Here is a 24,367-nt window from a genome sequence, read left to right on the forward strand (position 1 = left end):
GTCTCCCCGGCACCACGCAAGACTCGCTTCCGGCTGGCGGCCTCCTTTGCCGGGCGGGGTTTGAACCCGCAGGGTCCCTTCGTGAAGTTTCCGCTCCTACATCGCTTCCTCCTCACCCAGGCTTCGCCTGGCGCACTCCAACTGTTGGACAGGTTCGTGAAGAACGCGCCCAGGAGGCGCACAACTCCGCTCCAGCGCCCCCCTCTCAGTCGCGCATCTTCCGGTAACAGCTCCGGCACAGCGGCTTGTTCATGGTGGCCGGGAAGTCATCGCCACAACCATGACAGTAGCTGTCTTCGTAGTCCGCGTTCCCGTACTCGGCCCACTTCTGGTAGTGGTCCCAGCAGTATGGCTTCTCGGGGTCGAGTTCGATCTCCACGGCGCACCGGATGCAGAACCCCTGCACCACTGCGGGAGCGCGAGAACGCTCCGCCTGCCTGGCACTCCTGGGAGCGCGGGTGTCTCCGTCAGCCTTGATGCCAAAGCGCCTCTGGATGTCTTCGCGAGAGAGCAGGTGCGGCTCGATCTCCTTGCGAATGAACTCCCGCACCTCGGAGACATCCGCTGGCTCCTGAGACCAGAGCCCCACCTCGATGCTGGAGAGGAACGAGGAAGAGAGCAGGTTCAACGAGGAGATGATGACCTCGGACTCCGACCAGTACAGCTTCGCATGAAGCTTGGGGAGGAGGCGGATCTGAAGGCCCCGCTCCTTGAGCTCCTGGAGATACTCACTGAACGTCCGGGCAAAAGCCTGGAGATCGTCATCGAGCCGGAAGATCAGGGTGACGGAGACCTTGTTGCTCAGCGCCGCCCGGATGGCCTGTCCGATCCGGTCCTCCTTCCCCAGCGTGACGTAGGGGGAGACGAGAACCACGTGCTTGCGCGCGTTCTTGATGAGCGAGACGAGCTTGCTGATGGTCTCGTCGGTGTTCAGGAGGGTCAGGTTCATGGTGTCACTCGATGTTTTCGATGGAGGCCACGGACTGCCCAAGACCCTTCATTCGATCCACACGCCGGTGTCCTCGGCGTGCACCTTCTCGATGCGGATGCCCATCATCTCGTCCAGCAGCTCCTTGGCCAGCTCGCGCGACTCCCTCATCAGGTCCGAGCGCCCCTTGTCTCGCCCCTCGTTGTAGAGCCCGAGGATGATGCTGCCCGAGAGCACCACCGACTCGTACAGCTCCTGCTTGTCCCGGTCCGACATGCGCCGGTCCTTGAGCCCCATGCCGATGGCCGCGTTGATCTGCTCCAGCATGGACTGCTGCTGCACGCCCGTCAGCTCCTGGCCATTGCGGAGCGCGCAGAACGAGGACGTGAAGAGGAAGTTGAAGGCCCCCGCGAGGTTGTTCTTCAGCTGCGGTTGATCCTGTTGATCCAACGTCTGCTCATACCCCTTGTACAGCTGCAGCAGGGCGCCCTCGAGCCCCGCGCGCTCCTCCGGGCCGAGCGACTTCACGCTCTCGGCGAGCCGCTTGGGCAGGACGGGGTCGGTCACCTTGCGGAACGAGGACACCGCGAGCGGCAGCATCACCGCTCCCTCGGACGGAGGGTTCTTCAGACGCTCGGCACTGGCCTTCCACTGCTTCTGGAAGGAGGGTTTGAAGTTGCCGTGGATGAAGGTGTTGCTGTCGTAGTGCCTGTAGGGGCTGAGGGATGGTGCGCCCTCCGGCCTCGCGGCACCGAGCAGGAGGAGCCCCGCCACCATGACGGGAATCATCCTCAAGAAGCTATTCATCTCCCCCTCCACAAGAATGACGGGAACGTCGAGCCCACCGGATGCGCCTGCCTCTTCCCTCCGGCCCCTGCTCCCGGTCGGCCGCGGAGCATCATCGGAAAGGATGGGAGCGGGCAAGCAAGTCTGCTAGCAGCATCACCATGCGGCTCACCCTCCACCGTGGCGTCAGCCTCGCCGTCCTCGCCTCCGCTCGTACGGAGGCCGAGCACCACGAGGACCTGGGGTGCAGCATCCAGGGCCCCACCGCACGGCCCGTGCGGCACGCCCATGTCCCTCTCAAGCAACGCCTCGCCGAGCTGGGACCCGAGCGCTCGCTTCGGGAAGCGAAGGCGCTCGTGCGTTGGCTGGAGGAGACGCCCGGCTATGCCGCGCTCTGCGACGAGGGCCGGCGGCGCGGAGGCCGGCGCCCGCTGCGCCACGAGGTGCTCTTCCCCGACGCGACGCGGCACAAGCCCCGCATCCTCCACCTGCGCCAGGAGGAGCAGGGGCTCGACTTCCCCGTGAAGGCCCGCGAGTGGCCCGCCCTCGCCGAGCTCTTCGCCTCGCTCGCGCGCGGTGCCACCCGCGCCGAGCTGCGCACCCTCTCGGCCGTGCCCGCCGTGGGCGAGCTGCTCGCGGACATGTCCAGCGCGGGCTGGCTCGTGCGCCACGACGGCCCCATGGACGTGCCCGCGCCCGGCGCCCTCTTCGTGGGCCACAACACCGTGCTGGTATCGAGCGCCCAGGCGCGCGTCCTGGTGGACCCGTACTTCCGCCCCGCGAGCCGGCTCGACCGGCCGGACTATCCGCCCATGCAGCCGAGGGACCTCGGGCAGGTGGACGCCGTCGTCATCACCCACTCGCACGGAGATCACTTCCACCTGGGCTCGCTGCTGCAGCTGCCGCGCGACACACGCATCTTCGTCCCCGCGGTGGAGCGCGAGAGCCTCTTCTCCACCGACTGCGTGCTGCGGCTGCAACAGCTCGGCTACACCCGCGTCGAGGCGCTGCGCTGGGGCGAAGAGCGGCTCGTGGGCGACATCACCGTGCGCGCCCTGCCCTTCCACGGCGAGCAGCCCACCGACGGCGAGGGCCTCTACCCGGAGCTCTTCAACGAGGGAAACACCTGGCTGGTGCGTGCGCCGGGCTTCTCCGCCGCCTTCTTCGCCGATGCCGGGCACGACGTGCGCGGAGACATGCGCACCGTCTGCCGCGCCCTGCGGAAGGAAGCGCCCGTGGACGTGCTCTTCTGCGGCGTGCGCGGCTTCCGGCTCGAGCCCCTCTTCTTCGGCTACACCACGCTGGACGCCTATCTCGTGGACGTGCCCGTGGAGGCGCTCGGGAAGCCACAGCAGCTCATGGCCGGGCCGGAGGAGGCGCTGCACTATGGCGAGCTGCTCGGCGCGCGCTACGTGGTGCCCTGCGCGGACGGAGGCGCGCCCTGGTACTGGCGCGAGGGCATGGGGCCGCGCTACCCGGGCTACCCGGGCGAGCCGGTGAGTGGCGCCAGCACGATGGACGAGAATCCCGACGCGGACCCGTACCCCGAGCGGTTGAAGCAGGTGCGCCGGCAGGTGGGGCACGGACCCCAGGCGCTGCTGATGCGCCCCGGCGAGGCGTTCGCATGGCAAAGCCGCAAGGCACCGGAGCTCGTCCGGTACCCCGGTTTCGAGTGGCCCTTCGGCGGCATGCCGGCGCGGCGCGGAGCGTGACGCGGCTCGCTCAGCTGCCGGGTGTCATCGGCTGCTGGGGCTCCAGGTCCTGCACGGGATTCTCCGGGAAGGACTGCAGCTTGAGCAGACCCGAGAGCACGTGCAGCTTCTCGTGGACGGACTCGTTGCTGAACTCGTGCAGGTCCATCAACGCCTGCGCGTAGTCCGTGAGTGCGTTCAACCACTCGCGCAGACTCTCCGGGCTCGTCGGTTTCGCGCGAGCGTCCTCGATGCGTGCGAAGGCTTCGTGCAGCCGGTCGGCCGCGTCGTCCAGGTGCTTGGGCAGTGCCATGGTCGTCTCCTCCGTCCCCTTCACCATGGGACTCCCCTGTCCCCGGGTGCCAGGGCCGCCACCCGTGCTGGAGGGCCCGGCGGACACGCCACGAGGCGCTCCCCTCCGGCGCCCCGTGGGAACCTGGCGGCCATCCACCCCCGCGCGCCGGGCCGATGGGCGGGCATCCGAGCTTGAAACCCCGGGAACGGCATGCAGCCGCGCCGGAGCGGACGAATCCTCCACCTTCGTGACGCGGCCCGTCATGGCCGCGACAAAAAGGACAAGGAGAGGGCCATGAAGGGACGCGAGCGCGTGTGCAAGAAGCACATCAAGCAGGCGGGCTGGAGCATCGCCAACGAGGGCCAGCGGGAGCAGGGCTACCACCTGGAGCTCCAGGGCCCTCGCGGCGAGCAGATGAAGGTGGATGCGCCGAGCAAGGCGCGCGCCTACCGCCACGCGGAGCGGCAGGTGAATGGCTCGGAGCCGGGGACGGCGCTCTGGGCGAGCCCGAGCTGACACCCCCTGCCTGGGGAGCGGCCGGGCGGGCAGGAGCCCCCGAGGGTCCTCCTGCCCCCGGAAATCCGCATCCCTAACCTACCTGCCAGGACACCGAGAGCGTGCCATGACCGTTCAACAGACCGACAATCCGACTGTGGGGCAGGACAGCAGCCAGGACTCCTCCAGGCCGTTGAGCAAGCCCAGCAAGGCGCCGCCCCCGATGCAGGCGGACCAGCGTCCTCCCATCGAGCGTGGCGCGCACCTGCTGGCGCTCAGCACGCTCAAGAACGCGGAGATTCCCTTCGTGGTCGCGGGCGCCTACGCGCTGCACCTCTACACGGGCATCTACCGCGACACCAAGGACCTGGACCTCTTCCTCAAGCGCGAGCACGTGGAGCGCGCCATGGAGGCCCTGGGCTCCATGGGCTTCCAGACGAAGATGCACGACCCCGTATGGATCGCGAAGGCCTACGCCAACGACGAGTACTTCGCCGATCTCATCTTCAGCTCGGGCAACGGCGTGGCCATCGTGGATGACCATTGGATCGACGAGGCCCACCCGGGCGTCATCCACGGGCTGCCCATCCTGGTGGCGCCGCCCGAGGACATCATCTGGTCCAAGGCCTTCGTGTGCGAGCGCGAGCGCTTCGACGGCACGGACATCAGCCACCTCATCCTCGCGCGCGGCAAGCAGATGGACTGGAAGCACCTGATGCGGCGGTTCGACCCGCATTGGGAGGTGCTCCTGGCCCATCTCACCTTCTACCGCTTCAGCTACCCGGGCCAGAGAGACCATGTGCCCCGCTGGGTCTGGGACGAGCTGCTCGAGCGGGCCCGCAACCAGCACAACGAGCCCGAGAAGAAGAAGCTCTGCCGGGGAATGTTGATCGCCAAGGGGCAGTACAACGTGGATGTCGAGCACTGGGGTTACGCCGACGCCCGCCTCGAGGAGGTCGCGACGTTCCGCGACTACGTCGAGCCCAAGAAGGGCTGAGGCACACGACGAGCCCCTTGCCTGGCAGGCCGTTCACCCCTAGCAAGGGGGCTCCTCGCTCCCCGGAAGCCGTGCCCCGATGTCCCTCTCCACGCTGTGCCTGCGCTGTGGCCTGTGCTGCGACGGCACCCTCTTCACCCATGTCCCGCTCCGGCGCACCGAGGCCGGCCCCCTCAAGGCCCTGGGGCTGCCCGTGAAGGAGCGCGAGGACGGCACGCCCCTCCTCCCGCAGCGCTGCGCCGCCCTGGACGGGAAGACGTGCACCGCCTACGCCCAGCGCCCCGAGGGCTGCCGCCGCTACCACTGCCACCTCTTCAGCGCGCTCTCCGAGGGCGAGGTGTCCCTCGAGGAGGCACTCGCGGTGGTGGATGGGGCACACGCCCTGCTCGCCGCCGCCGGTGGAGAGAAGGGCCCCGGGCTGGAGGACTACCTCGACAAGCACTTCCGCGGCCGGCACCGGCGCTACACCGCGCAGTAGCCCGCCGCCCCGGGCCCGCTCACCCCTTCGGGTTGGCCACCAGGTCGAAGTCCGGAATGTGCTCGCGCATGTACTCGCGCATCCGGTTGATGAGCGCCGCTTCGATCTGCCGGGCCCGCTCGCGGCTCACCCCGTACTTGTCGCCGATGTCCTGGAGCGTCAACGGCTCGTCGGCGATCAGCCGGTTCTCGAAGATGTAGCGCTCCTTGCCCTCGAGCGACTTCGCGAACTCCTGCATCTTCTCGCGGAACAGCGCCTTGAGCTGCTCGTTGCCCAGCCGCTCCTCCGCCCCCACCGACGAGGACGGCAGGAACCGGTCCATCCGCGTCGCCGACGAATCGTCTCCTCCCACCGGCGCGTCCAGCGACATCTCGTCGTGGCCCAGCCGCTGGTCCATCTCCACCACGTCCTGCTCGGTGACGTTGAGGCGCTCGGCCAGCATCTTCGGCGTCACATCGAAGCCCTGCGCCATCAACTTGTCCTGCTCCTGGCGCAGCTTGAAGAAGAGCTTCCGCTGGGCTTCCGTCGTCCCCAGCTTCACCATCTTCCAGTTGTCCATGATGTAACGCAGGATGTAGGCGCGTATCCACCATGCGGCGTAGGAGCTGAGCTTCACCCCGCGCTCGGGGTCGTACTTCTTCACCGCCTGCATCAGCCCGATGTTGCCCTCCTGCACCAGGTCCAGCAGGGACAGGGGGTTGCGGTGGTACTCGTGGGCCAGCTTCACCACCAGTCTCAGGTTGGACGCCACCAGGCGGTAGGCCGCCTGCACGTCCCCCGTGTCCCGGTAGCGCCTGGCCAGTGCCGTCTCCTCCTCGCGGGAGAGCAGGGGGTGGCGCAGCACCTCGTTCATGTAGGCCTGGAGGGGGTCGGTCCGGGCCAGCCCCGTCTCGCCCGCCTTCACCAGGGCCGCCCGGGGGGGGGCGGCGACCTCCTCCACCTCGGCCTCCACCTCCTCCAGCTCCTCGGGGGCGGGCTCCAGGGCGTCCGGTTCCGGCTCGGCGGATTCGGCCTCCACCGCCTCGGCCTCCTCGGGGGGCGGGGCAGCGGAGGGCTTCTTCGCCCGGCTCCGGGTCCCCGTTCCTCCCGTCTTCTTCCTCCCAATCGCCATGAGGGGTTCCTTAAGCAAAGTGAGCCGATTGTTGCCAGAGCCTAATGCAGGGGTTATGCCCCAAGCTTGATGAGCGACAACCAATCTCCGGAGCAGCCGGAAACCACTGCCGAAGCCCCGTCGCGCCCCGCCGAGTACGTCGCGGACGTCAGCTTCGATGACCTGAACCTGTCCGAGCCCCTCCGTCGCGGCATCACGGACCGTGGCTATACCAACCCCACCCCTGTCCAGGCCAAGGCCTTTGGCCCCGTCATGGCGGGCAGGGATCTCATCGTGCGCAGCAAGACCGGCACGGGCAAGACGGCCGCCTTCGGCCTCCCCCTGCTGGAGAAGATTTCCGCCGAGGACAAGCGGGTGCGCGCCCTCATCCTCTGCCCCACCCGCGAGCTGGCGCTCCAGGTGTCCGAGGAGCTGGCCGCCCTGGGCAAGCACAAGGGCGTCAAGGTGGCCGCCATCTACGGCGGTGCCTCCATGAAGCAGCAGGAGGACGCCCTCGAGGAGGGCACGCAGATCATCGTGGGCACGCCCGGCCGGGTGTTCGACCACATCAACCGCGGCAACCTCAAGCTCGAGGGCTGCAGCCACGCCGTCCTGGATGAAGCCGACGAGATGCTCAACCAGGGCTTCTACGAGGAAGTCACCCGCATCCTCGACCGCCTCCCGAAGGACCGCCAGGTGCTGCTCTTCAGCGCCACGGTGCCCACGGACATCCAGAACCTCATTGCCCGCTACACGACGAACGCGGAGACGCTGCTGCTCTCCGGCGACGTCTTCACCGTCGAGCACATCCACCACATCCGCTACGACGTGTCGGACGCGCTGCCCAAGCCGCGCAACCTCATCTACGTGCTGGAGGCGGAGGAGCCGCAGAACGCCATCATCTTCTGCAACACCCGCGACGACACGGCGCTGGTGACGGCGGTGCTCAACCGCAACGGCTTCGACGCGGACCTGCTCAACGGGGACCTGCCGCAGAAGGAGCGCGAGCGGGTGATGGGCAAGGTGAAGCGCGGGGAAGTGGCCTTCATGGTGGCCACGGACATCGCGGCGCGCGGCATCGACATCTCCGGCCTCGAGTACGTCATCAACTACTCGCTGCCCGAGGACCCCGCCGTGTACCTGCACCGGGTGGGCCGCACCGGCCGCATCGGCAACAAGGGCACCGCCATCAACCTCTTCTCCGGCCGCGAGCTGGCCACGTACACCACGCTGGAGAAGAAGTACGGCATCAAGTTCGAGAAGCGCGAGATGCCCGCCCCCGAGGAGGCCATGCGCCTGTGGGCCGAGCGCCACGTGCGCGAAATCCGCGAGGCCGCCTCCGACTCCATCTTCGAGGGCTTCCTGCCCCTGGCCGCGCAGCTCAAGGCGCGGCCGGACGCGGATGACCTGATGGCCTTCCTGCTGAAGTACTTCTTCAGCCACCTGCGCATGGAGAAGGCCCAGGCCGCCCAGCAGGGCGAGCGCCCCGAGCCGCAGGAGGCCAGGCACGAGGGCCGCCGCAAGGACCGCGAGCGCGACCGCGAGCGTCCCCGGGACCGCGAGCGGGATCGGGACAGGCCGCCGCGCCGCGAGGAGCGCCGGGAGTCCCGTGGGGAGCCGTCCGGCGAGTCGCGTGAGCGTGGCGAGCGCGGAGCGCGTGGCGACAGGCGCCGTGACCGTCCCGAGCGGGGCGAGCGCGGCCCCGCGTCCTTCGAGGCCGGCCCCGGCGAGGTGAAGCTGTGGGTGAACCTGGGCACCGAGGATGGCCTGGGGCCCGGCAGCATCGTCACCGCCCTGGAGGAGTCCGGCGCCCCCGCCAACAAGGTGGTGCGTGCGGACCTCAAGCCCGGCTTCTCCTACGTCTTCATCGCCGAGGAGGACCTGGCGGGCTTCGAGGCCCTCACCGGCAAGACGTACAAGGAGAAGACGCTCAAGGTGGAGAAGAGCCGGCCGCGCGGCGAGCGGGATCCGAACCGGCCGCCGCCCTCTCCGGACGCCGGCCCTGGCGAGGTGAAGCTGAAGTTCAACCTCGGCATGGACGATGGCCTGGACGAGGCGAAGTTCATCGCCGCCCTGGAGGCCGCTGGCGCTCCCGCGGGCAAGGTGAACAAGGCGGTGCTCCGCCCCGCGTACGGCTACGCCTACGTGCCCGAGTCCGAGTCCGGGGCCTTCGAGGCGCTCAACGGCAAGCAGCACGGCGAGAAGGCGCTGAAGGTGGACAAGCACCGGCCGCGTGGCATGCGCGAGCGTCCGCCGCGCCGTGAGCGCACCGAGCGTCCCGAGTCCACGCCCGAGGTGCCCGGCCAGGCGCGCCTGTGGGTGGGCCTGGGCCGCGACACGGCGCAGGACGAGGCCGCCGTCACCAGCACCCTGGAGTCCCTGGGCGCCCCGGCGGGCAAGGTGCAGCGCGTGGAGCTCAAGCCCACGTACTCGTACGTCTTCGTCGCCGACGAGGACGTGCCCGCCTTCGAGGCCCTCAACGGCAAGCAGCACGGCGAGAAGACGCTCAAGCTGGAGCGGGCCCGGCGCCGGTAACTCCCTCTCCCCTCGGGAGAGGGCGGGGGTGAGGGTATCCGCCCCCGTTCTCCAGCCCGTGGCACACGGTGTGGGCCACGGGTTCAACCCGGGGTCCGTGGCACCCTCACCCCGTCCCTCTCCCGGAGGGCGAGGGGAAATGGGCGCGGGCGAGGGGAAATGGGCGCGGGCGAGCGGAAATGGGCTCGAGTCGGCGCCTGGGTCTGGGGCATCCTTCGCGGACCCGCCCGAGGGCGATTAGACTCGCCCCGCCGTGTCCGACGACAGCGCCTCCCCTCCTCCCGACCATCAAGCCACCCTGCTGACCCTCGAGCGTCGGCCGGAGGCCGCTGCTTCCCCGGCACCGAAGTCCTCCCAGGAGCTCTTCGCCGGGCGCTACGTCCTCGAGGCGCTCGTGGGCCGCGGCGGCATGGGTCACGTCTACCGGGCGCGCGACGTGCTCGTCGGTGACGTGGTGGCCCTCAAGACGCTGGAGCTGGGCAAGGAGCCCGGCACGGACGCCCTCGAGCGCTTCCGCCGCGAGGTCCGCCTGGCCCGCCGCATCGCCCACCCCCATGTGGCGCGCATGCACGACCTCGGCGAGCACGCCGGGCAGAACTACCTCACCATGGAGTACGTGGAGGGCCAGGACCTGCGCTCGCTCATCGCGCGCGAGGGGCCACTGGCGCCCGTGCGGGCCGCGCGCATCGCCCTCGCGGTGTGCGAGGGCCTGGCCGCCGCCCACGCCGCCGGTGTGGTGCACCGCGACCTCAAGCCCGCCAATGTCCTCGTGGAGAAGGGCGGACGCGTCGTCCTCACCGACTTCGGCATCGCCCGGGCCCTCGTGGACGAGGCCGCCCGGAGCACCCAGGGCACCGCCGGGACTCCCATGTACATGGCGCCCGAGCAGCTCACCGGCGGCGAGATGGACGCCCGCGCCGACCTCTACGCCGTGGGGCTCATGCTCTACGAGATGCTCACCGCGGCCCCGCCCTTCTCCGGGGACTCGCCCATGGCCGTGGCCTTCGCCCGCCTGCGCCAGCCCCCGCCGGACCCGCGCGCCAAGACGGCCGTGCCGGACGCCCTCGCCGAGCGCGTGCTGCACTGCCTCGCCCGCGACCCCGAGGAGCGCCCCGCCAGTGCCCTCCAGCTCGCACAGTCGTTGCGCGCATGGCTGGAGGAGCTCGGCGAGCAGCCGCCCACGCTCTCGGTGGCCCCCACGCTGGCCCCGCTTCCAGTACCACCCCGGGAAGACCCCACCGTCGTGCGCTCCCTCTCCGGGACGCTCACGGCCACCGGTGAGCTGGGCCTGGCCATCCTCCCCTTCCGCTTCCAGGGCGCCCAGGAGCTGGAACACCTCGGCGAGGGACTCACCGACGCGCTCATCGACGTGCTGTCACGCACCCGGGGCGTCCGCGTGTCCGGCAGCGGTGCCACCGCGCGCTTCCGCAATGAGCGCGAGCCCCGCACCGTGGGCCGCGAGCTGGGCGTGGGCTTCCTCGTCGACGGCACGGTGCAGTCCTCGGGTCCCACGGCCCGCGTCTCCATCCGCCTCGTGGAGACGGCCCACGGCACCCAGCTGTGGAGCGGCCGCTTCGAGGACGCCTCCCCGGACGCCTTCGAGCTGCAGGACCGGTTGAGCCCGCGCATCGCCGAGGCGCTGCGCCTCGAGCTGCGGCTCGCCATGCACCGGGACGCCCTGCCGCCGGAGGCGCTCGCCCTCTACCAGCAGTCCTTCCGCCAGGGCTACACGCCCAGCTACGCCCCGGACGTCACGCTCGGCTGGCTGGAGCAGTGCATCGAGCTCGCGCCGGACTTCCACCCCGCGCTGGCGCTCCATGCCATCTTCTCCCTGAGGGCCTGGTACGTGGGCGGCTCGAGTCCCCAGCACAACTGGGAGGCCCTGGCCCGCGCCAGCGTCGCGCGCCTGGAGCAGCGCTCGCCGCAGTCCGCCGAGGCGCACCTGACCCGGGCCATGATGGCCTCACAGGACGGAGACTGGCGCAAGGCCGTGCTCGCCGCGCGGGCCTCGCTGGAGGCCGCCCCCACCTTCCCCCTGGCGCTGCAATTCCTCGGCAGCCTCCAGTGCGAGGCCGGCCGCGCCGACGAGGGGCTCGTCCACCTGCGGCGCGCCTATGAGCTCGACACGCGGTTGGGCTTCAGCCTGTTCGAGTTCGCCCGCTGCAATGCGCTCCGCGGAAACATGGAGGACTACCGCCTGGCCAGCGAGCGGCTCGCCACGTTCGGCACCTACCGCGTTCCCTGGCTGATGCTCCGCCTGCGCGTCTGCGCCTGGACGGGAGACCTGGAGGGCGTCCGGCAGCTCCGGCGCGCGCTGGAGGACGAGTCGCTCGGTCCCTCGAAGTTCGGGGTCCGCTACGCCGCCGCCGTGCTCGGAGAGGTGGACTCCCTCGCCTCACTCGCCCCCCTGGATGAGTTCCTCGCCAGGTCCCCGAGCCCCCGGTTCGCCTCGTTCCAGCGCCAGCTCGCCACCGAGCAGCTCTGCCTCACCGGCCACCCGGAGAAGGCCCTGGAGTACTTCCTGCGCGCGGCCGAGACGGCCCTCATCGACCTGGAGTGGATCGACCGCTGCCCGGCGCTCGCCCCCCTGCGTGCCCTGCCGGGCTTCGCCGAGGGCCGCCGGCTCGTGCGCGCCCGCGTGGAAGCCATCTGGAACGGGTGAGTGAAAAATAATCGAAAATCCCGTGTCGATCTCCGCGGTCCTCGTTCGACGTCAGGGTAAGAGCCCGGGAGAAACCCCGGCAGCCACCCACGAAGGAGAGACGGCGATGAAGGTCATGGTTCTGGTCAAGGCCACGAAGGACAGCGAAGCGGGCGTCATGCCGAGCACGGAGATGCTGACCGCCATGGGGAAGTACAACGAGGAGCTGGTGAAGGCCGGCATCATGCTCGCGGGCGAGGGGCTCCATCCCAGCTCGAAGGGCGCGCGCGTCCGGTTCTCCGGCACCAGGCGGACGGTGATCGACGGGCCCTTCACCGAGACCAAGGAGTTGGTCGCCGGCTTCTGGATGTGGCAGGTGAAGTCGATGGAAGAGGCGATCGAGTGGGTCAAGCGCTGCCCCAATCCCATGCTCACGGACAGCGAGATCGAGATCCGCCGGGTGTTCGAGGCGGACGACTTCGGTCCCGAGCTCACACCCGAGCTCCGGGAGGCCGAGGAGCGCCTGGCCGCGGAGCTGGCCGCGAAGGCCGCGAAGGCGTAGCCGGGCTCCTTCCCGCTCTTGCACGGGCGGCCGAAGCTGTTCTGATCGGCCGCCATGACGGCCACCGAGACGCAACGCGCCATCCACGCGGTCTGGAGAATCGAGTCGGCCCGGCTCATCGCGGGACTCACGCGGTTCGTGCGGGACGTCGGGCTGGCCGAGGAGCTCGCGCAGGACGCGCTCGTGGCCGCGCTCGAGCAGTGGCCCACGTCGGGTGTGCCGGACAAGCCGGGCGCCTGGCTCATGGCCACCGCGAAGCGCCGGGCGATCGACCAGTTCCGCCGGAACAAGCTGCTCGAGCGCAAGCACGAGGAGCTCGGCCACGAGCTGGAGACCGAGCGGACACCGGACCTCGAGACGGCGATCGACAATGACGTGGGCGATGATCTCCTGCGCCTGATGCTCATCGCGTGTCATCCGGTGATCTCGACCGAGGCGCGCGTGGCGCTCACGTTGCGCCTGCTCGGAGGCCTGACCACCGAGGAGATCGCCCGGGCCTTCCTGGTCCCGGAGCCGACGGTGGCCCAGCGCATCGTGCGGGCCAAGCGGACCCTCTCCGAGGCGCGCGTCCCCTTCGAGGTGCCACGCGGAGACGAGCTCACCGCGCGGCTGTCATCGGTGCTGGAGGTCCTCTACCTCATCTTCAACGAGGGCTACTCGGCGACGGCCGGGGACGACTGGGTCCGGCCCGCGCTCTGCGAGGACGCGCTTCGTCTGGGCCGCATCCTGGCCGGGCTCGTTCCCGAGGAGCCGGAGGTCCACGGATTGGTCGCACTGATGGAGCTCCAGGCCTCGCGGCTGAGGGCGCGGGTGGGGCCCTCGGGAGAGCCCGTCCTGTTGATGGAGCAGAACCGCTCGCGGTGGGATCGCATCCTCATCCACCGCGGTCTCGCGGCGCTGGAGCGGGCCGAGAAGCTCGGGGACGAACGAGGCCCCTACGTGTTGCAGGCCGCGATCGCCGCCTGTCACGCGCGCGCCCTCACGCCGCAACAGACGGACTGGGCGAGAATCGCGGCGCTCTACGCGGAGCTCGCCGAGCTCACGTCCTCGCCCGTGGTGGAGCTGAATCGCGCGGTCGCCGTGTCGATGGCGTCCGGGCCCGCGGCGGGGCTCGAGATCGTGGATGCGCTGAGCTCGGAGCGTGCGCTCGAGGGCTACCACCTCCTGCCGAGCGTGCGCGGGGACCTGCTCGCCAAGCTCGGACGGCTCGACGAGGCCCGTGCGGAGTTCGAGCGCGCGGCGTCGCTCACGCGCAACGCACGCGAGCGCCAGTTGCTGCTCGAGCGCGCGGCGGCGTGCAGGACCCCCCACTAGGACGACGCATTCCCCGGCTTCGCCCGGCGCGCCCGGTGGTAGTGCGCGACACACAGCTCCTTGGCCAGCACCGGCTTGCCACAGTCCGGCTCCTTGCAGCGCGGCGTCTCCTCGGCGGGTCGCCCTTCAGGCGCCCGCACGGCGAACATCGCCTCGGCCACGGCCAGCAGCCGGTCCACCTCCGTGCGCGTCAGCTCGTGCGCCCGGGCGAACTCCACCAACCGGTGCGCCCCCGCCGCCTCGTCCTCCTCCACCCGGAAGAGCTCCGCCAGGGGGACGCCCAGCGCCCCGGCCACCTGCACCAGCGTCTCGTAGCTGGGGCTGCGCTCGCCCCGCTCCAGCAGGGAAGCGAAGCTCACCGAGATGCCGCTGCGCTCGGCGAACTCCTCCTGGGTCAGGCCCCGCCGCTCGCGCAGGCCGCGAATCCGCCGCGCGAGCCCCTGCAGGTGCCCGCTCGCATCCTGGGCTGGCGGGGAACTGGAGCGCATCGCCAACCCATGCTAGCGCACCCCATCTGTTAAGGTCTCGCGCCGTCGTCGGTCCTCCCCACGGGAGCCGACCCAGGAGAGCACTCCGGACATGCACGCCCTCGAAGGGATTCACTACTACTTCCGCAAGGCCGCGCGCATCATGGACGTGGGCGAGCGCATCGAGACGCTGCTCGCCACCCCCCTGCGCGAGGTCAAGGTCCAGGTCTCCATCGAGCTGGACAACGGAGAAATCCGAACCTTCATCGGCTACCGCACCCAGCACGACAACAGCCGCGGCCCCATGAAGGGCGGCCTGCGCTACCACCCCACCATCACCCAGGACGAGTGCGTGGCGCTCGCCTCTCTGATGACGTGGAAGACGGCGGTGGTGAACCTGCCCTACGGCGGCGCCAAGGGCGGCATCGCGGTGGACCCCACCCAGCTCTCCATGAAGGAGATGGAGCGGCTCACCCGCAAGTACGTGGACCAGATTCAAGACGTCATCGGTCCCACCCGCGACATCGCCGCCCCCGACGTCAACACCAACCCCCAGGTGATGGCGTGGATCATGGACCAGTACTCGCGCTACCACGGGCACTCGCCGGCCATCGTCACCGGCAAGCCCGCCGAGCTCTACGGCACCAAGGGGCGTGACTCGGCCACCGGGCGCGGCCTGCTCTACATCACCCGCGAAATCCTCCGCGACGCGGGCATGCCCATGAAGGGCACGCGCTTCGCCATCCAGGGCTTCGGCAACGTGGGCAGCCACACCGCGCAACTGCTGTGGCAGGACGGGGGCGTGGTGGTGGCCGTGTCGGACGTGTACGGCGGCGTCTACAACCCGCAGGGCCTGGACATCCCCGGCCTCTTCGAGCACGTGAAGCGCACCGGCACCGTCACCGGCTTCGGCGGCGGCCAGGCCTGCGCCAGCGGCGACGTGCTCGTCTCCGACTGCGACGTGCTCATCCCCGCCGCGCTCGGCCATGCGCTCCACCGCAACAACGCCAACGCGGTGCGCGCGCGGCTCGTCATCGAGGGCGCCAACGGCCCCACGGACCCCGAGGCGGACGAGATTCTCGACAAGCGCGGCGTGCTGGTGGTGCCGGACATCCTCGCCAACGCGGGCGGTGTGACGGTCAGCTACTACGAGTGGGTGCAGAACCTGCAGCACCTCTCGTGGGAGGAGGACCGGGTGAACGCCGAGCTCGAGCGGACGATGAAGGAGGCGTACGACCGGGTGGCGCAGCTGGCGCGCTCGCGCAAGGTGTCGTTGCGCACCGCGGCATTCATCCTGGCCATCGGCCGCGTGGGCAAGGCCACGGTGCTGCGCGGCATCTGACAGGGCGGCCGGGCAACCGGTGGCCCGAGGCGCCCTCCCCTTTCGTCCCGGCGGCGCATCGGTTATCAGCGCGTCACACGCCCATGGTCACGCTCCAGCAAATCGAAGACGCCCAGCAGCGCATCGGTGAAGCCGTCTACCGCTCGCCCTGCCCCCGGTCGGAGCAGTTCAAGGAGCTCACGGACTGCGCGACGCTGAACTGCAAGATGGAGAATCTGCAGCGCACCGGCGCCTTCAAGGAGCGGGGAGCGCTCAACAAGCTGCTCACGCTGTCGCCGGACGAGCGGGCCCGCGGTGTCATCGCCGCCTCGGCGGGCAATCACGCGCAGGGGCTCGCCTACCACGCGGGCCGGCAGGGCGTGAACACCACCATCGTCATGCCCGAGCGCACCCCGCTCATCAAGGTGACGCGCACGCGCGCGTACGGCGCCAGGGTGGTGCTGCACGGGGCCAACTTCGACGAGGCCTACGCCGAGGCCCTGCGCATCCAGGACAAGGAGAACCGCGTCTTCGTCCACCCCTTCAATGATCCGCTCATCATCGCGGGGCAGGGCACCATCGGCCTGGAGCTGCTCGAGCAGTGCCCGTACATGGACATGGTGGTGGTGCCCATCGGCGGCGGCGGGCTCATCTCCGGCGTGGCGTGCGCGCTCAAGGAGACCAACCCGCGCATCAAGGTGATTGGCGTGCAGGCCTCGGCCATCGCGAGCATGAAGGTCTCGATGGACGCGGGGAAGGTGGTGGAGCTGCCGGCGGGGACCACCATCGCGGACGGCATCTCGGTGAAGCGCCCGGGCGACTACACCTTCGAGATGATCCGCCGCTACGTGGACGACATCGTCACGGTGGACGAGGAGGAGATCGCCAACGCCATCCTCCTGCTGCTGGAGCGGGAGAAGTCGGTGGTGGAGGGCGCGGGCGCGGTGGGCCTGGCGGCGCTCATCAACGGGAAGATTCCCTCGGCGCGCGGGCGCAAGGTGGTGATGCTGCTGTCCGGCGGCAACATCGACGTCAACCTCGTCAGCCGCATCATCGAGCGCGGCCTGGTGAAGGACGGGCGGCTGGTGCGGCTGGTGGTGCGCATGCCGGACCGGCCGGGGATGCTCGCGCGGCTCACGGCGGAGATCGCCCAGGCGGGCGCCAACGTGGTGGAGATCTACCACAACCGCGCCTTCTCGAAGGCGGGCCTGGGCGAGGTGGCCGTGGAGGTGACGCTGGAGACGCGCGGCCGCGGCCACATCGAGGAGCTGATGGGCGGCCTGGGACAGAAGGGCTGGCAGGTCTCGGAAGAGACCTGATTTCATTCCGGGGCACGGGCTCGGCGATACTGCGGGGCCATGCGCGCCCTGCTCCTCCTCGCCCTGCTGTCCTCCAATCCGCCCACGCCCGCGCAGGCCCAGAAGCTCGCGGCCCAGCGTTCCTGGGAGGACCTCTACCTCGCCTGGTCCTCCGTGGACCCCAAGGGCTACTCCCCGCCCGATCGCCGCACCATCGCCGCCTCGCTCCTCAAGGGCTGCGAGGCCCTCGCCACCTCCGATGCCGTGATGGCGTACTCGCTCGGCGAGCGCGCCGTCCTCTACGACGAGACGGCCCCGGGCCTGCGCTGCCTCGCCCGCACCTCGCTCGCCACCGACCAGCGCGGCACCGCCGAGGACGCCCTGCGCCGCGGCCTCGAGCACTTCCCCAAGGACGGCTACTTCGGCCTGGAGCTGGGCAAGCTCCTGCTCGAGGACAAGGATCCCCAGGGCGCCGCCGCGGCGCTCGGCAAGGTGCCGCCGCGCTCGCCCGAGGCCGCCAGGGCCCGCGCGCTCCTGCAGAAGGCCCGCAGCGCCTCCAGCGAGGAGAGCGCCGCCCTGGCCCAGGCCCGCGCCATCGAGCGGCGCTTCACCGGCGAGACCGACGACACGAAGGGCTCCGTCCAACCCGCCTCCGGCTCCACCTCCACCGGCCTGTCCTATGAGTCCGGCGTGGCCTCGGACGGGATGCGAACCCGCTCCAACAGCCGCTTCGTCGTGAAGTACTTCAACAACGCACGCGACTTCGGCCAGCGCGCCGAGTACGAGGGCCGCATCGTCGCCGCGCTCGACGAGGCCCACTTCCACACCCGCGACGTGCTGGGCGAGACGCGCGAGGCGCCCGTGGACGTCATCCTCTACACCCGCGAGGAGTTCCGCACCCACCAGGGCGCGGCCCTGGCGCGCATGGCGGCCGGGCTGTACTCGGACGGCGCCATCCGCATCAACGACGCCGCCGAGCTCACCCAGCAGACCAAGGCCACGCTCGTCCACGAGTACGTGCATGCCGTGGTGGATGACCTGGTGCGCGCCGCCGAGGGCGGACAGCGCGTCCCCATCTGGCTCAACGAGGGCCTTGCCGAGTACGTGGAATGGCGCTACCTGGGCAGCGACAAGCCGCCCCACGCGCTGGCCACCCGCATGCGCGGCGCCGCCCAGACGGGGCAGCTCCCGCGTCTCTCGGACATGGCGGGCGGGGCCCTCATCCAGCAGCGCGACCCGGCCCTGGCCTATGGGACGTCGGCCGTGGCCGTCCGTGAGCTGCTGAACGAGGGAGGGCCCGCCCGGCTGCTCGAGCTCATCCGCGAGGTGGGCCAGGGCGCTCCCTTCGAGGAGGCCCTCCGGCAGCGCTACGGCCGCGGCGTCGCGGAGCTGGAGGCGTCCGTCCAGGCCACTCTCTCGCGGAGGTAGCGAGCGGGCGGATTCCGTGTTCGCGAAGTTTACCCCTCCCCTCGAGTCCCCTACACTCGCCCACGGAAATTTCTTGATATGGCGCTGCGGCAGGAGTCCCGGCCCCGGGTCCGCAGCGAGGTGACGATGTCCGACACGCGCGCGGCGATGAGGGAGTTTCGCTTCCTGGACGAGAAGCGGACGCGGGGGAATCTTTCCCCCTCGGAGGAGGCTCGTTTGAACGAGCTGCGAGGGCACCTGGGCGACCCGGGCCTGCTCGCGCAGGAGCAGTCCGTCCAGGACCCCGCGCAGCAGCCCCAGGGCTACTACGGCGCCGATGGCCAGTGGTACGCCTACCCCGCCGGTTACGACCCCAATCAGGGCTACGACCCGAACCAGGGCTACGCGGGCTACGACCCCAACCAGGGCTACGCGCAGCAGCCCCAGGGCTACTACGGCGAGGACGGCCAGTGGTACGCCTACCCCGCCGGCTACGACCCCAATCAGGGTTACGACCCCAACCAGGGCTACGCGGGCTACGACCCCAACCAGGGCTACGCGCAGCAGCCCCAGGGCTACTACGGCGCCGATGGCCAGTGGTACGCCTACCCCGCCGGCTACGACCCCAACCAGGGTTACGATCCCAACCAGGGCTACGCGGGCCAGTCCGCCCAGGGTTACGACCCCAACCAGGGCTACGCCGGCTACGACCCGAACCAGGGTTACGACCCGAACCAGGGCTACGCCGCCCCGCACGCCGAGACCTCCGCGGCCGAGGAGCCCCAGGCCTACGCGGCCGATGCCGCCCCGCAGCAGGAGCCCGCCCACGCCTCTCCGGTGCCCGGTTACGTGCCGCAGCAGCCGCATCCGATGCCGGATCCGGTCAAGCTCAGCCTCGAGACCGAGAACCTCGAGGTCCCCGCGCTGAACGAGCCCGCGCCCTGGGAGGAGCCCACGCCGGAGCCTGCCGACGCGTCCGGGTCGTCGGTCGAAGACGATCCGATGCGGTTCGACGAGCCGGAGCCCGCCTCCGAGGACGTCTTCGAGGTGACGGACACCGACGTCTCGCCCGTCAGCGAGGCCATCCCCGTCCCCGAGAACGTTCCCGAGTCGGTCGCCATCCCCGTCCCCGAGAACGTTCCCGAGTCGGTCGACATGAGCGACTGGAACGACGTCACCGCGCCCTCGGCGGCCTCGCTCGCGTCGCGGCAGTTGGAGCACGACATCACGGCCTCGCCGGAGAGCTCGGGTCCCATCGAGCTGGGCGAGGACGACTTCTCCTCGCTCAACTCCGACCTGCAGACGCCTCCCGCCGCCTCGGCGCCGCCCGTGGCCGAGGAGCCGCCGCAGACGCCCTTCCGCACCATCGAGATCCAGCACTCCGACATCGAGCTGATCGATGGCGAGGGCGAGGCGCCGCTCGCCGCCGAGCCGGTGCTCGCCGAGGAGCCCTCGCCGCCTGTCTCCGAGGAGTGGGCCTCCGCGCCGCTCGCGGTGGACGCGGAGCCGGGCACCGCGCAGCAGTCCGAGGACGCGTCCGAAGACCCGATGGAGATCACCGCGTCGTACGCGATCCCCGTGTACTCGGAGACCTCGCCCGACGCGGAGCCCGTCCCCACCCTGGACGCGAACGACGTGCAATCCGAGCCCGCCTCGGCGAACGGCACGCCCACGTTCGACGTCTCGGAGCTCGAGGCCTCGCCGGAGCAGGACGCGGCCTCCGCGGCCGAGACGCCGTGGGAGACCTCCGCCGAGGAGCCCGCGGCCGATGCGGGCTCGGAGCCGCCCACGTTCGACATGGCGGAGGTCGGTGCCGAGATGGAGCCCGCGCCGGAGCCCGCGTACGGCGCGCACGTGACGACGTTGGATCTGAACCCGGTGCAGGTGGCGCCCGACCTCCAGGCGGACACCGTCGAGGTCGCCGATTCGTTCGAGCCCGAGGCCACGCGGCCGTCGGACTGGGGCGTGCAGACGGATACGCTCGAGGCGACGCCCGCGGACGAGCAGACGTACGACACGGGCAACCCGGGCGATGCCGTCCCGCTGGCCAGCGCCTCGGACTTCCTGGGGCACTCGGAGCAGCCGGGAGCGGCGGTGTCGGACGAGCCCGTGCCGCTCGAGACGACGGAGACGAGCTGGAGCGGGAACGAGGCTGGAAGCACCGGCGAGGGCATGCAGCTGGAGAGCGCCGCGGAGTACATGAGCACTCCGGAGTTCGCGACGGCCAGCGCCACGTGGGGCCACCAGCCGGAGACGCCCGCCGAGCCCGAGAGCACCTCGGCGTACGGCGCGCCCCTGAGCGCGGACGACGGCCAGCCGGCCCCCGAGGCGCAGGCGGAGTGGACGACGTCCGCCGACGGACAGGCCGCCATCGAGGTGCAGGGCGAGTGGATGACCTCCGAGCCCGCCGCTGCCACCGAGGCTCAGCCCGAGTGGGCCACGCCCGCCGAGGAGCAGCCGGTGATGGAGGCCCAGGCCGAGTGGGCCACGCCCGCCGAGGAGCAGCCCGCCGCCGAGGCTCAGCCCGAGTGGGCCACGCCCGCTGAGGAGCAGCCCGTCATGGAGGCTCAGCCCGAGTGGGCTACGCCTGCCGAAGAGCAGCCCGCCGCCGAGGCTCAGCCTGAGTGGGCCACGCCCGCTGAGGAGCAGCTCGCCGCCGAGCAGCAGCCCGTCATGGAGGCCCAGCCCGAGTGGGCCACTCCTGCCGAGGAGCAGCCGGTGATGGAGGCCCAGGCCGAGTGGGCCACTCCTGCCGAGGAGCAGCCTGTTCTCGAGGCACAGACTGAATGGGCTACGCCCGCCGAAGAGCAGCCCGTCATGGAGGCCCAGCCCGAGTGGGCCACTCCTGCCGAGGAGCAGCCTGTTCTCGAGGCGCAGACTGAATGGGCTACGCCCGCCGAAGAGCAGCCCGTCATGGAGGCCCAGCCCGAGTGGGCCACTCCCGCTGAAGAGCAGCCCGTCATGGAGGCCCAGCCCGAGTGGGCCACTCCCGCTGAAGAGCAGCCCGCCGCCGAGCAGCAGCCGGTGATGGAGGCTCAGCCCGAGTGGGCCACGCCTGCTGAAGAGCAGCCCGTCATGGAGGCCCAGACTGAATGGGCTACTCCTGCCGAGGAGCAGCCTGTTCTCGAGGCACAGACTGAATGGGCCACGCCTGCCGAAGAGCAGCCCGTCATGGAGGCCCAGGCCGAGTGGGCCACGCCCGCTGAAGAGCAGCCCTCTGCCGAGCAGCAGCCTGTCATGGAGGCTCAGCCCGAGTGGGCCACTCCCGCTGAAGAGCAGCCCGTCATGGAGGCCCAGGCCGAGTGGGCCACTCCCGCCGAAGAGCAGCCCGCCGCCGAGGCACAGCCCGAGTGGGCCACGACCGCAGAGGAGCAGCTCGCCGCCGAGCAGCAGCCCGTCATGGAGGCTCAGCCCGAGTGGGCCACTCCTGCCGAGGAGCAGCCGGTGATGGAGGCCCAGGCCGAGTGGGCCACTCCTGCCGAGGAGCAGCCCGCTGCCGAGCAGCAGCCGGTGATGGAGGCTCAGCCCGAGTGGGCCACGCCAGCTGAAGAGCAGCCGGTCATGGAGGCCCAGCCCGAGTGGGCCACGCCTACTGAAGAGCAGCCGGTCATGGAGGCCCAGCCCGAGTGGGCCACTCCCGCTGAAGAGCAGCCCGTCATGGAGGCCCAGCCCGAGTGGGCCACTCCCGCTGAAGAGCAGCCTGTCATGGAGGCCCAGCCCGAGTGGGCCACGCCCGCTGAAGAGCAGCCCGTCATGGAGGCCCAGGCCGAGTGGACCGCTCCCGCCGAGCAGCAGCCGTGGATGGCCACCGCCGAGCCGACGGAGAACGCCGAGCCGCAGGCCGAGTGGGCAACGGGTGGCACCACGCAGGACTGGAACGCCTCCGCGGACGGGCAGACCGGGTGGAACGCGCCCGCCGAGGAGGTCCAGCCCGAGTGGGTGACGACGGAGTCCTCCGAGGCTCCGGCCGCTGCATCCGAGTGGAGCGCCCCGGCGGCGGAGCAGCCCGTGATGGAGGCGGCGCCCGAGGAGCAGGCAACGGCCTGGTCCAGCGCTCCCGCCGAGACGTCCTGGGGCGAGCCCGCTCCGGAGGCGTCGAGCTGGGAGGCGCAGCAGGCCGGTGGCACGCAGACCGACTGGAACACGCCCACCTCCGAGAGCCAGGGCGAATGGGGAGCCTCGGCCCACGATGCCGAGCCCCAGAGCTCCGGCCGTGACGCATCCCTGTTCGGCACGAGCAGCACCTGGTCCTCCGAGGAGCCGGAGCCCGAGGCGCAGCCCCACTGGTCCGCCCAGGAGCAGGCGCCCGCGTGGGGTCAGAGCGACGCCCTCGCCACTCCCGCCGAGGAGCTGGCCAGCGCCCAGCCTCCCGCCTTCGATCGGCCCACGACCGAGAACGACATCCCCATCATGGAGGCCGAGCCCGAGCCCGAGCTCCCCGTCATGGAGGCCGAACCCGAGCCGACGGAGATCGATCTCACGGAGGACAGCGTGGAGCCGCCCGCCGTGGCGGCACCGGTCATCGCTCCGCCTCCGCCGCCGGCTCCCGTGGCCGCCGCCCCGGTGGCCCGGAGCGCACCGCTGCCCGTACGGCCTCCGGCGCCTCAGGTGGCATCGCGAGTCGCCGCCCCTCCCCCGCCGCCTCCCGCCCCCGTGGCGGCCCCGAGGGCTCCCGCGGCCGTGTCCGCCGCGCCGGTGGCGCAGGTGATCGTGCCCGGTGCGCCGCCGCCCCGCCCGACGCTCAACACGCTCCCGGCCGTGCAGTCCGCCTCCTCGGCCAGCGCCGTCATGGCCCCCGTCAACGCCTTCATCGAGGGCGAGCACCGGGTCATCATCCACACGGTGGAGGGCCAGGTGAAGCGCGGCGCCATCCGGGACGTGGACCTGCTCGACGAGGTCATCCCGCTCGAGCAGCAGACCGGCTTCGCGCCCGAGCGCATCCCGGTCACCCGCGTGAAGGCCATCTTCTTCATGCTCGCCACGGGCAGCCGTCCGCCGCAGACCGAGGGCCAGCAGAAGGTCCGCGTCACCTTCACCGACGGGCGCCAGGTGGCCGGCTTCTCCAACGACTACAAGAATCCGGGCCAGGGCTTCTTCGTCATTCCCGCGGACATGCGCACCAACACCTCGCGCATCTTCATCTACCGCGCGAGCGTGCAGGCCGTCGCCGAGGGCTGAGCCCCGCCCCACCGCCAGTGGCCGGACGCGCCGGCGGTTCCCGCAAATGAAAGAGGGGCCTCGTCTCCGAGGCCCCTCCGGGCTCACGCCCTGCCCTGCTTCAGGCCGGCTACTTCTTGGCCGGAGCAGCGGCCGGCTTGGCCGCCGGAGCCGCCGGAGCCGCCGGAGCCGCCGCGGGGGCCTGCTTCTTGTTCAGCTCCAGGTCCAGCGTGATGGAGACATCCTCGCCCACCGCCACGCCGCCGGTGTCCAGCACCTTGTTCCAGCCCAGGCCGAAGTCCTTGCGGTTGATCTTCGTGGTGGCCACGCCGCCGCGCTTGGTGTTGCCCCAGGGATCCTTCGCCTCCGTGGTGAAGCCCTCCACGTCCAGCACCACCGGCTTGGTCACGCCGTGCATGGTGAGGTCGCCGGACACCTTGAGGTTGTCCCCGGCCTTCTCCACCTTCGTCGACTTGAAGGTGATGGTGGGGTACTTCGCGGTGTCGAAGAAGTCCGGGCTCTTCAGGTGCTCGTCGCGCTTGGGCTCGTTGGTGTTGATGGTGGTGGCGTCGATGACCGCCTGCACGGTGGACTTGGTGATGTCCTTCTCGTCGATGTTGGCCGTGCCAGTCACCTTGGCGAAGGCGCCGCGCACGTTGGACACCATCATGTGCTTCACGGAGAAGTTCGCGGCCGAGTGGGCCGAGTCGATCTCATACTCGGCGGCGAAGGCCAGCGACGGGGCGGCGAGCACGAGGGCGGCAACGGCGGGCTTGAAGGACAGCTTCATGGTGTTTCTCTCCAGTGGAACTGCGTACAACGGGTTTCAAACGCGAGGGCGGACGCTACCCCGGTGAAATCTCGGGCCGCGAGTTTCTGGCGGACCCCAGCGGAGCAGCACCTCT

Annotated in this window: 18 protein-coding genes; 12 read left to right on the forward strand and 6 right to left on the reverse strand. The window is 70.5% G+C overall.

Going from position 1 to position 24,367, the window contains the following annotated elements; all coding sequences use genetic code 11:
• Nucleotides 1–205: 205 nt before the first annotated feature.
• A complete protein-coding gene (locus VFZ09_RS29960; protein ID WP_329731117.1) occupies nucleotides 206–949 on the reverse strand; it encodes a phospholipase D-like domain-containing protein in 744 nt (247 codons plus the stop codon).
• Between the two features lie 48 nt (nucleotides 950–997).
• On the reverse strand, nucleotides 998–1,735 hold the full coding sequence (locus VFZ09_RS29965; RefSeq protein WP_329731118.1) for a DUF6683 family protein: 738 nt from the start codon (nucleotides 1,733–1,735) through the stop codon (nucleotides 998–1,000).
• Nucleotides 1,736–1,875: 140 nt separating this feature from the next.
• On the opposite strand from VFZ09_RS29965, the gene VFZ09_RS29970 reads away from it, so the two are divergent.
• Nucleotides 1,876–3,426 carry an MBL fold metallo-hydrolase gene (locus VFZ09_RS29970; RefSeq protein ID WP_329731119.1) on the forward strand — a complete coding sequence of 517 codons (1,551 nt, stop codon included), beginning with the start codon at nucleotides 1,876–1,878 and terminating at the stop codon, nucleotides 3,424–3,426.
• A gap of 10 nt (nucleotides 3,427–3,436) precedes the next feature.
• Here the strand turns inward: VFZ09_RS29970 and VFZ09_RS29975 are convergent, their stop codons facing one another.
• Nucleotides 3,437–3,718, reverse strand: coding sequence for a hypothetical protein (locus VFZ09_RS29975; RefSeq protein WP_329731120.1), 282 nt, complete (start codon nucleotides 3,716–3,718; stop codon nucleotides 3,437–3,439).
• Between the two features lie 276 nt (nucleotides 3,719–3,994).
• Between VFZ09_RS29975 and VFZ09_RS29980 the strand changes: the two genes are divergently transcribed.
• The 3 genes from VFZ09_RS29980 (at nucleotide 3,995) to VFZ09_RS29990 (ending at nucleotide 5,670) form a co-directional block, all read left to right on the forward strand.
• Nucleotides 3,995–4,216, forward strand: coding sequence for a hypothetical protein (locus VFZ09_RS29980; RefSeq protein WP_329731121.1), 222 nt, complete (start codon nucleotides 3,995–3,997; stop codon nucleotides 4,214–4,216).
• 106 nt (nucleotides 4,217–4,322) lie between these two features.
• Complete coding sequence (locus tag VFZ09_RS29985) at nucleotides 4,323–5,192, forward strand: nucleotidyltransferase (RefSeq protein ID WP_329731122.1); 870 nt, start codon at nucleotides 4,323–4,325, stop codon at nucleotides 5,190–5,192.
• 79 nt (nucleotides 5,193–5,271) lie between these two features.
• The gene (locus VFZ09_RS29990; RefSeq protein WP_329731123.1) at nucleotides 5,272–5,670 is read left to right on the forward strand and encodes a YkgJ family cysteine cluster protein; all 399 of its coding nucleotides are present in this window, start codon (nucleotides 5,272–5,274) and stop codon (nucleotides 5,668–5,670) included.
• Between the two features lie 19 nt (nucleotides 5,671–5,689).
• On the opposite strand, the gene VFZ09_RS29995 is transcribed toward VFZ09_RS29990, so the two are convergent.
• The gene (locus VFZ09_RS29995; RefSeq protein WP_329731124.1) at nucleotides 5,690–6,781 is read right to left on the reverse strand and encodes an RNA polymerase factor sigma-32; all 1,092 of its coding nucleotides are present in this window, start codon (nucleotides 6,779–6,781) and stop codon (nucleotides 5,690–5,692) included.
• 69 nt (nucleotides 6,782–6,850) lie between these two features.
• Between VFZ09_RS29995 and VFZ09_RS30000 the strand changes: the two genes are divergently transcribed.
• From VFZ09_RS30000 to VFZ09_RS30015, 4 genes are all read left to right on the forward strand, one after another.
• Nucleotides 6,851–9,295 carry a DEAD/DEAH box helicase gene (locus tag VFZ09_RS30000; RefSeq protein ID WP_329731125.1) on the forward strand — a complete coding sequence of 815 codons (2,445 nt, stop codon included), beginning with the start codon at nucleotides 6,851–6,853 and terminating at the stop codon, nucleotides 9,293–9,295.
• A 253-nt stretch (nucleotides 9,296–9,548) separates the two neighbouring features.
• On the forward strand, nucleotides 9,549–11,957 hold the full coding sequence (locus tag VFZ09_RS30005) for a protein kinase domain-containing protein (protein WP_329731126.1): 2,409 nt from the start codon (nucleotides 9,549–9,551) through the stop codon (nucleotides 11,955–11,957).
• A 106-nt stretch (nucleotides 11,958–12,063) separates the two neighbouring features.
• Nucleotides 12,064–12,498, forward strand: a complete 435-nt coding sequence (locus VFZ09_RS30010; protein WP_329731127.1) for a YciI family protein — start codon at nucleotides 12,064–12,066, stop codon at nucleotides 12,496–12,498.
• A 54-nt stretch (nucleotides 12,499–12,552) separates the two neighbouring features.
• On the forward strand, nucleotides 12,553–13,812 hold the full coding sequence (locus tag VFZ09_RS30015; protein ID WP_329731128.1) for an RNA polymerase sigma factor: 1,260 nt from the start codon (nucleotides 12,553–12,555) through the stop codon (nucleotides 13,810–13,812).
• On the opposite strand, the gene VFZ09_RS30020 is transcribed toward VFZ09_RS30015, so the two are convergent.
• The gene (locus VFZ09_RS30020; protein ID WP_329731129.1) at nucleotides 13,809–14,300 is read right to left on the reverse strand and encodes a helix-turn-helix domain-containing protein; all 492 of its coding nucleotides are present in this window, start codon (nucleotides 14,298–14,300) and stop codon (nucleotides 13,809–13,811) included. The genes VFZ09_RS30015 and VFZ09_RS30020 overlap by 4 nt on opposite strands.
• Nucleotides 14,301–14,391: 91 nt before the next feature.
• Between VFZ09_RS30020 and VFZ09_RS30025 the strand changes: the two genes are divergently transcribed.
• From VFZ09_RS30025 to VFZ09_RS30040, 4 genes are all read left to right on the forward strand, one after another.
• Nucleotides 14,392–15,621 carry a Glu/Leu/Phe/Val family dehydrogenase gene (locus VFZ09_RS30025; protein WP_329731130.1) on the forward strand — a complete coding sequence of 410 codons (1,230 nt, stop codon included), beginning with the start codon at nucleotides 14,392–14,394 and terminating at the stop codon, nucleotides 15,619–15,621.
• Nucleotides 15,622–15,704: 83 nt separating this feature from the next.
• Nucleotides 15,705–16,919: a threonine ammonia-lyase gene (ilvA, locus tag VFZ09_RS30030; protein WP_329731131.1), complete on the forward strand. Its 1,215-nt coding sequence runs from the start codon at nucleotides 15,705–15,707 to the stop codon at nucleotides 16,917–16,919.
• Nucleotides 16,920–16,958: 39 nt separating this feature from the next.
• On the forward strand, nucleotides 16,959–18,326 hold the full coding sequence (locus VFZ09_RS30035) for a peptidase MA family metallohydrolase (protein WP_329731132.1): 1,368 nt from the start codon (nucleotides 16,959–16,961) through the stop codon (nucleotides 18,324–18,326).
• A 78-nt stretch (nucleotides 18,327–18,404) separates the two neighbouring features.
• Nucleotides 18,405–23,483, forward strand: a complete 5,079-nt coding sequence (locus VFZ09_RS30040) for a DUF6982 domain-containing protein (RefSeq protein WP_329731133.1) — start codon at nucleotides 18,405–18,407, stop codon at nucleotides 23,481–23,483.
• Nucleotides 23,484–23,592: 109 nt separating this feature from the next.
• On the opposite strand, the gene VFZ09_RS30045 is transcribed toward VFZ09_RS30040, so the two are convergent.
• Nucleotides 23,593–24,252 carry a YceI family protein gene (locus tag VFZ09_RS30045; protein WP_329731134.1) on the reverse strand — a complete coding sequence of 220 codons (660 nt, stop codon included), beginning with the start codon at nucleotides 24,250–24,252 and terminating at the stop codon, nucleotides 23,593–23,595.
• Between the last annotated feature and the right edge of the window lie 115 nt (nucleotides 24,253–24,367).

Source organism: Archangium sp. (assembly GCF_036277355.1).
Taxonomy (GTDB): Bacteria; Myxococcota; Myxococcia; order Myxococcales; family Myxococcaceae; genus Archangium.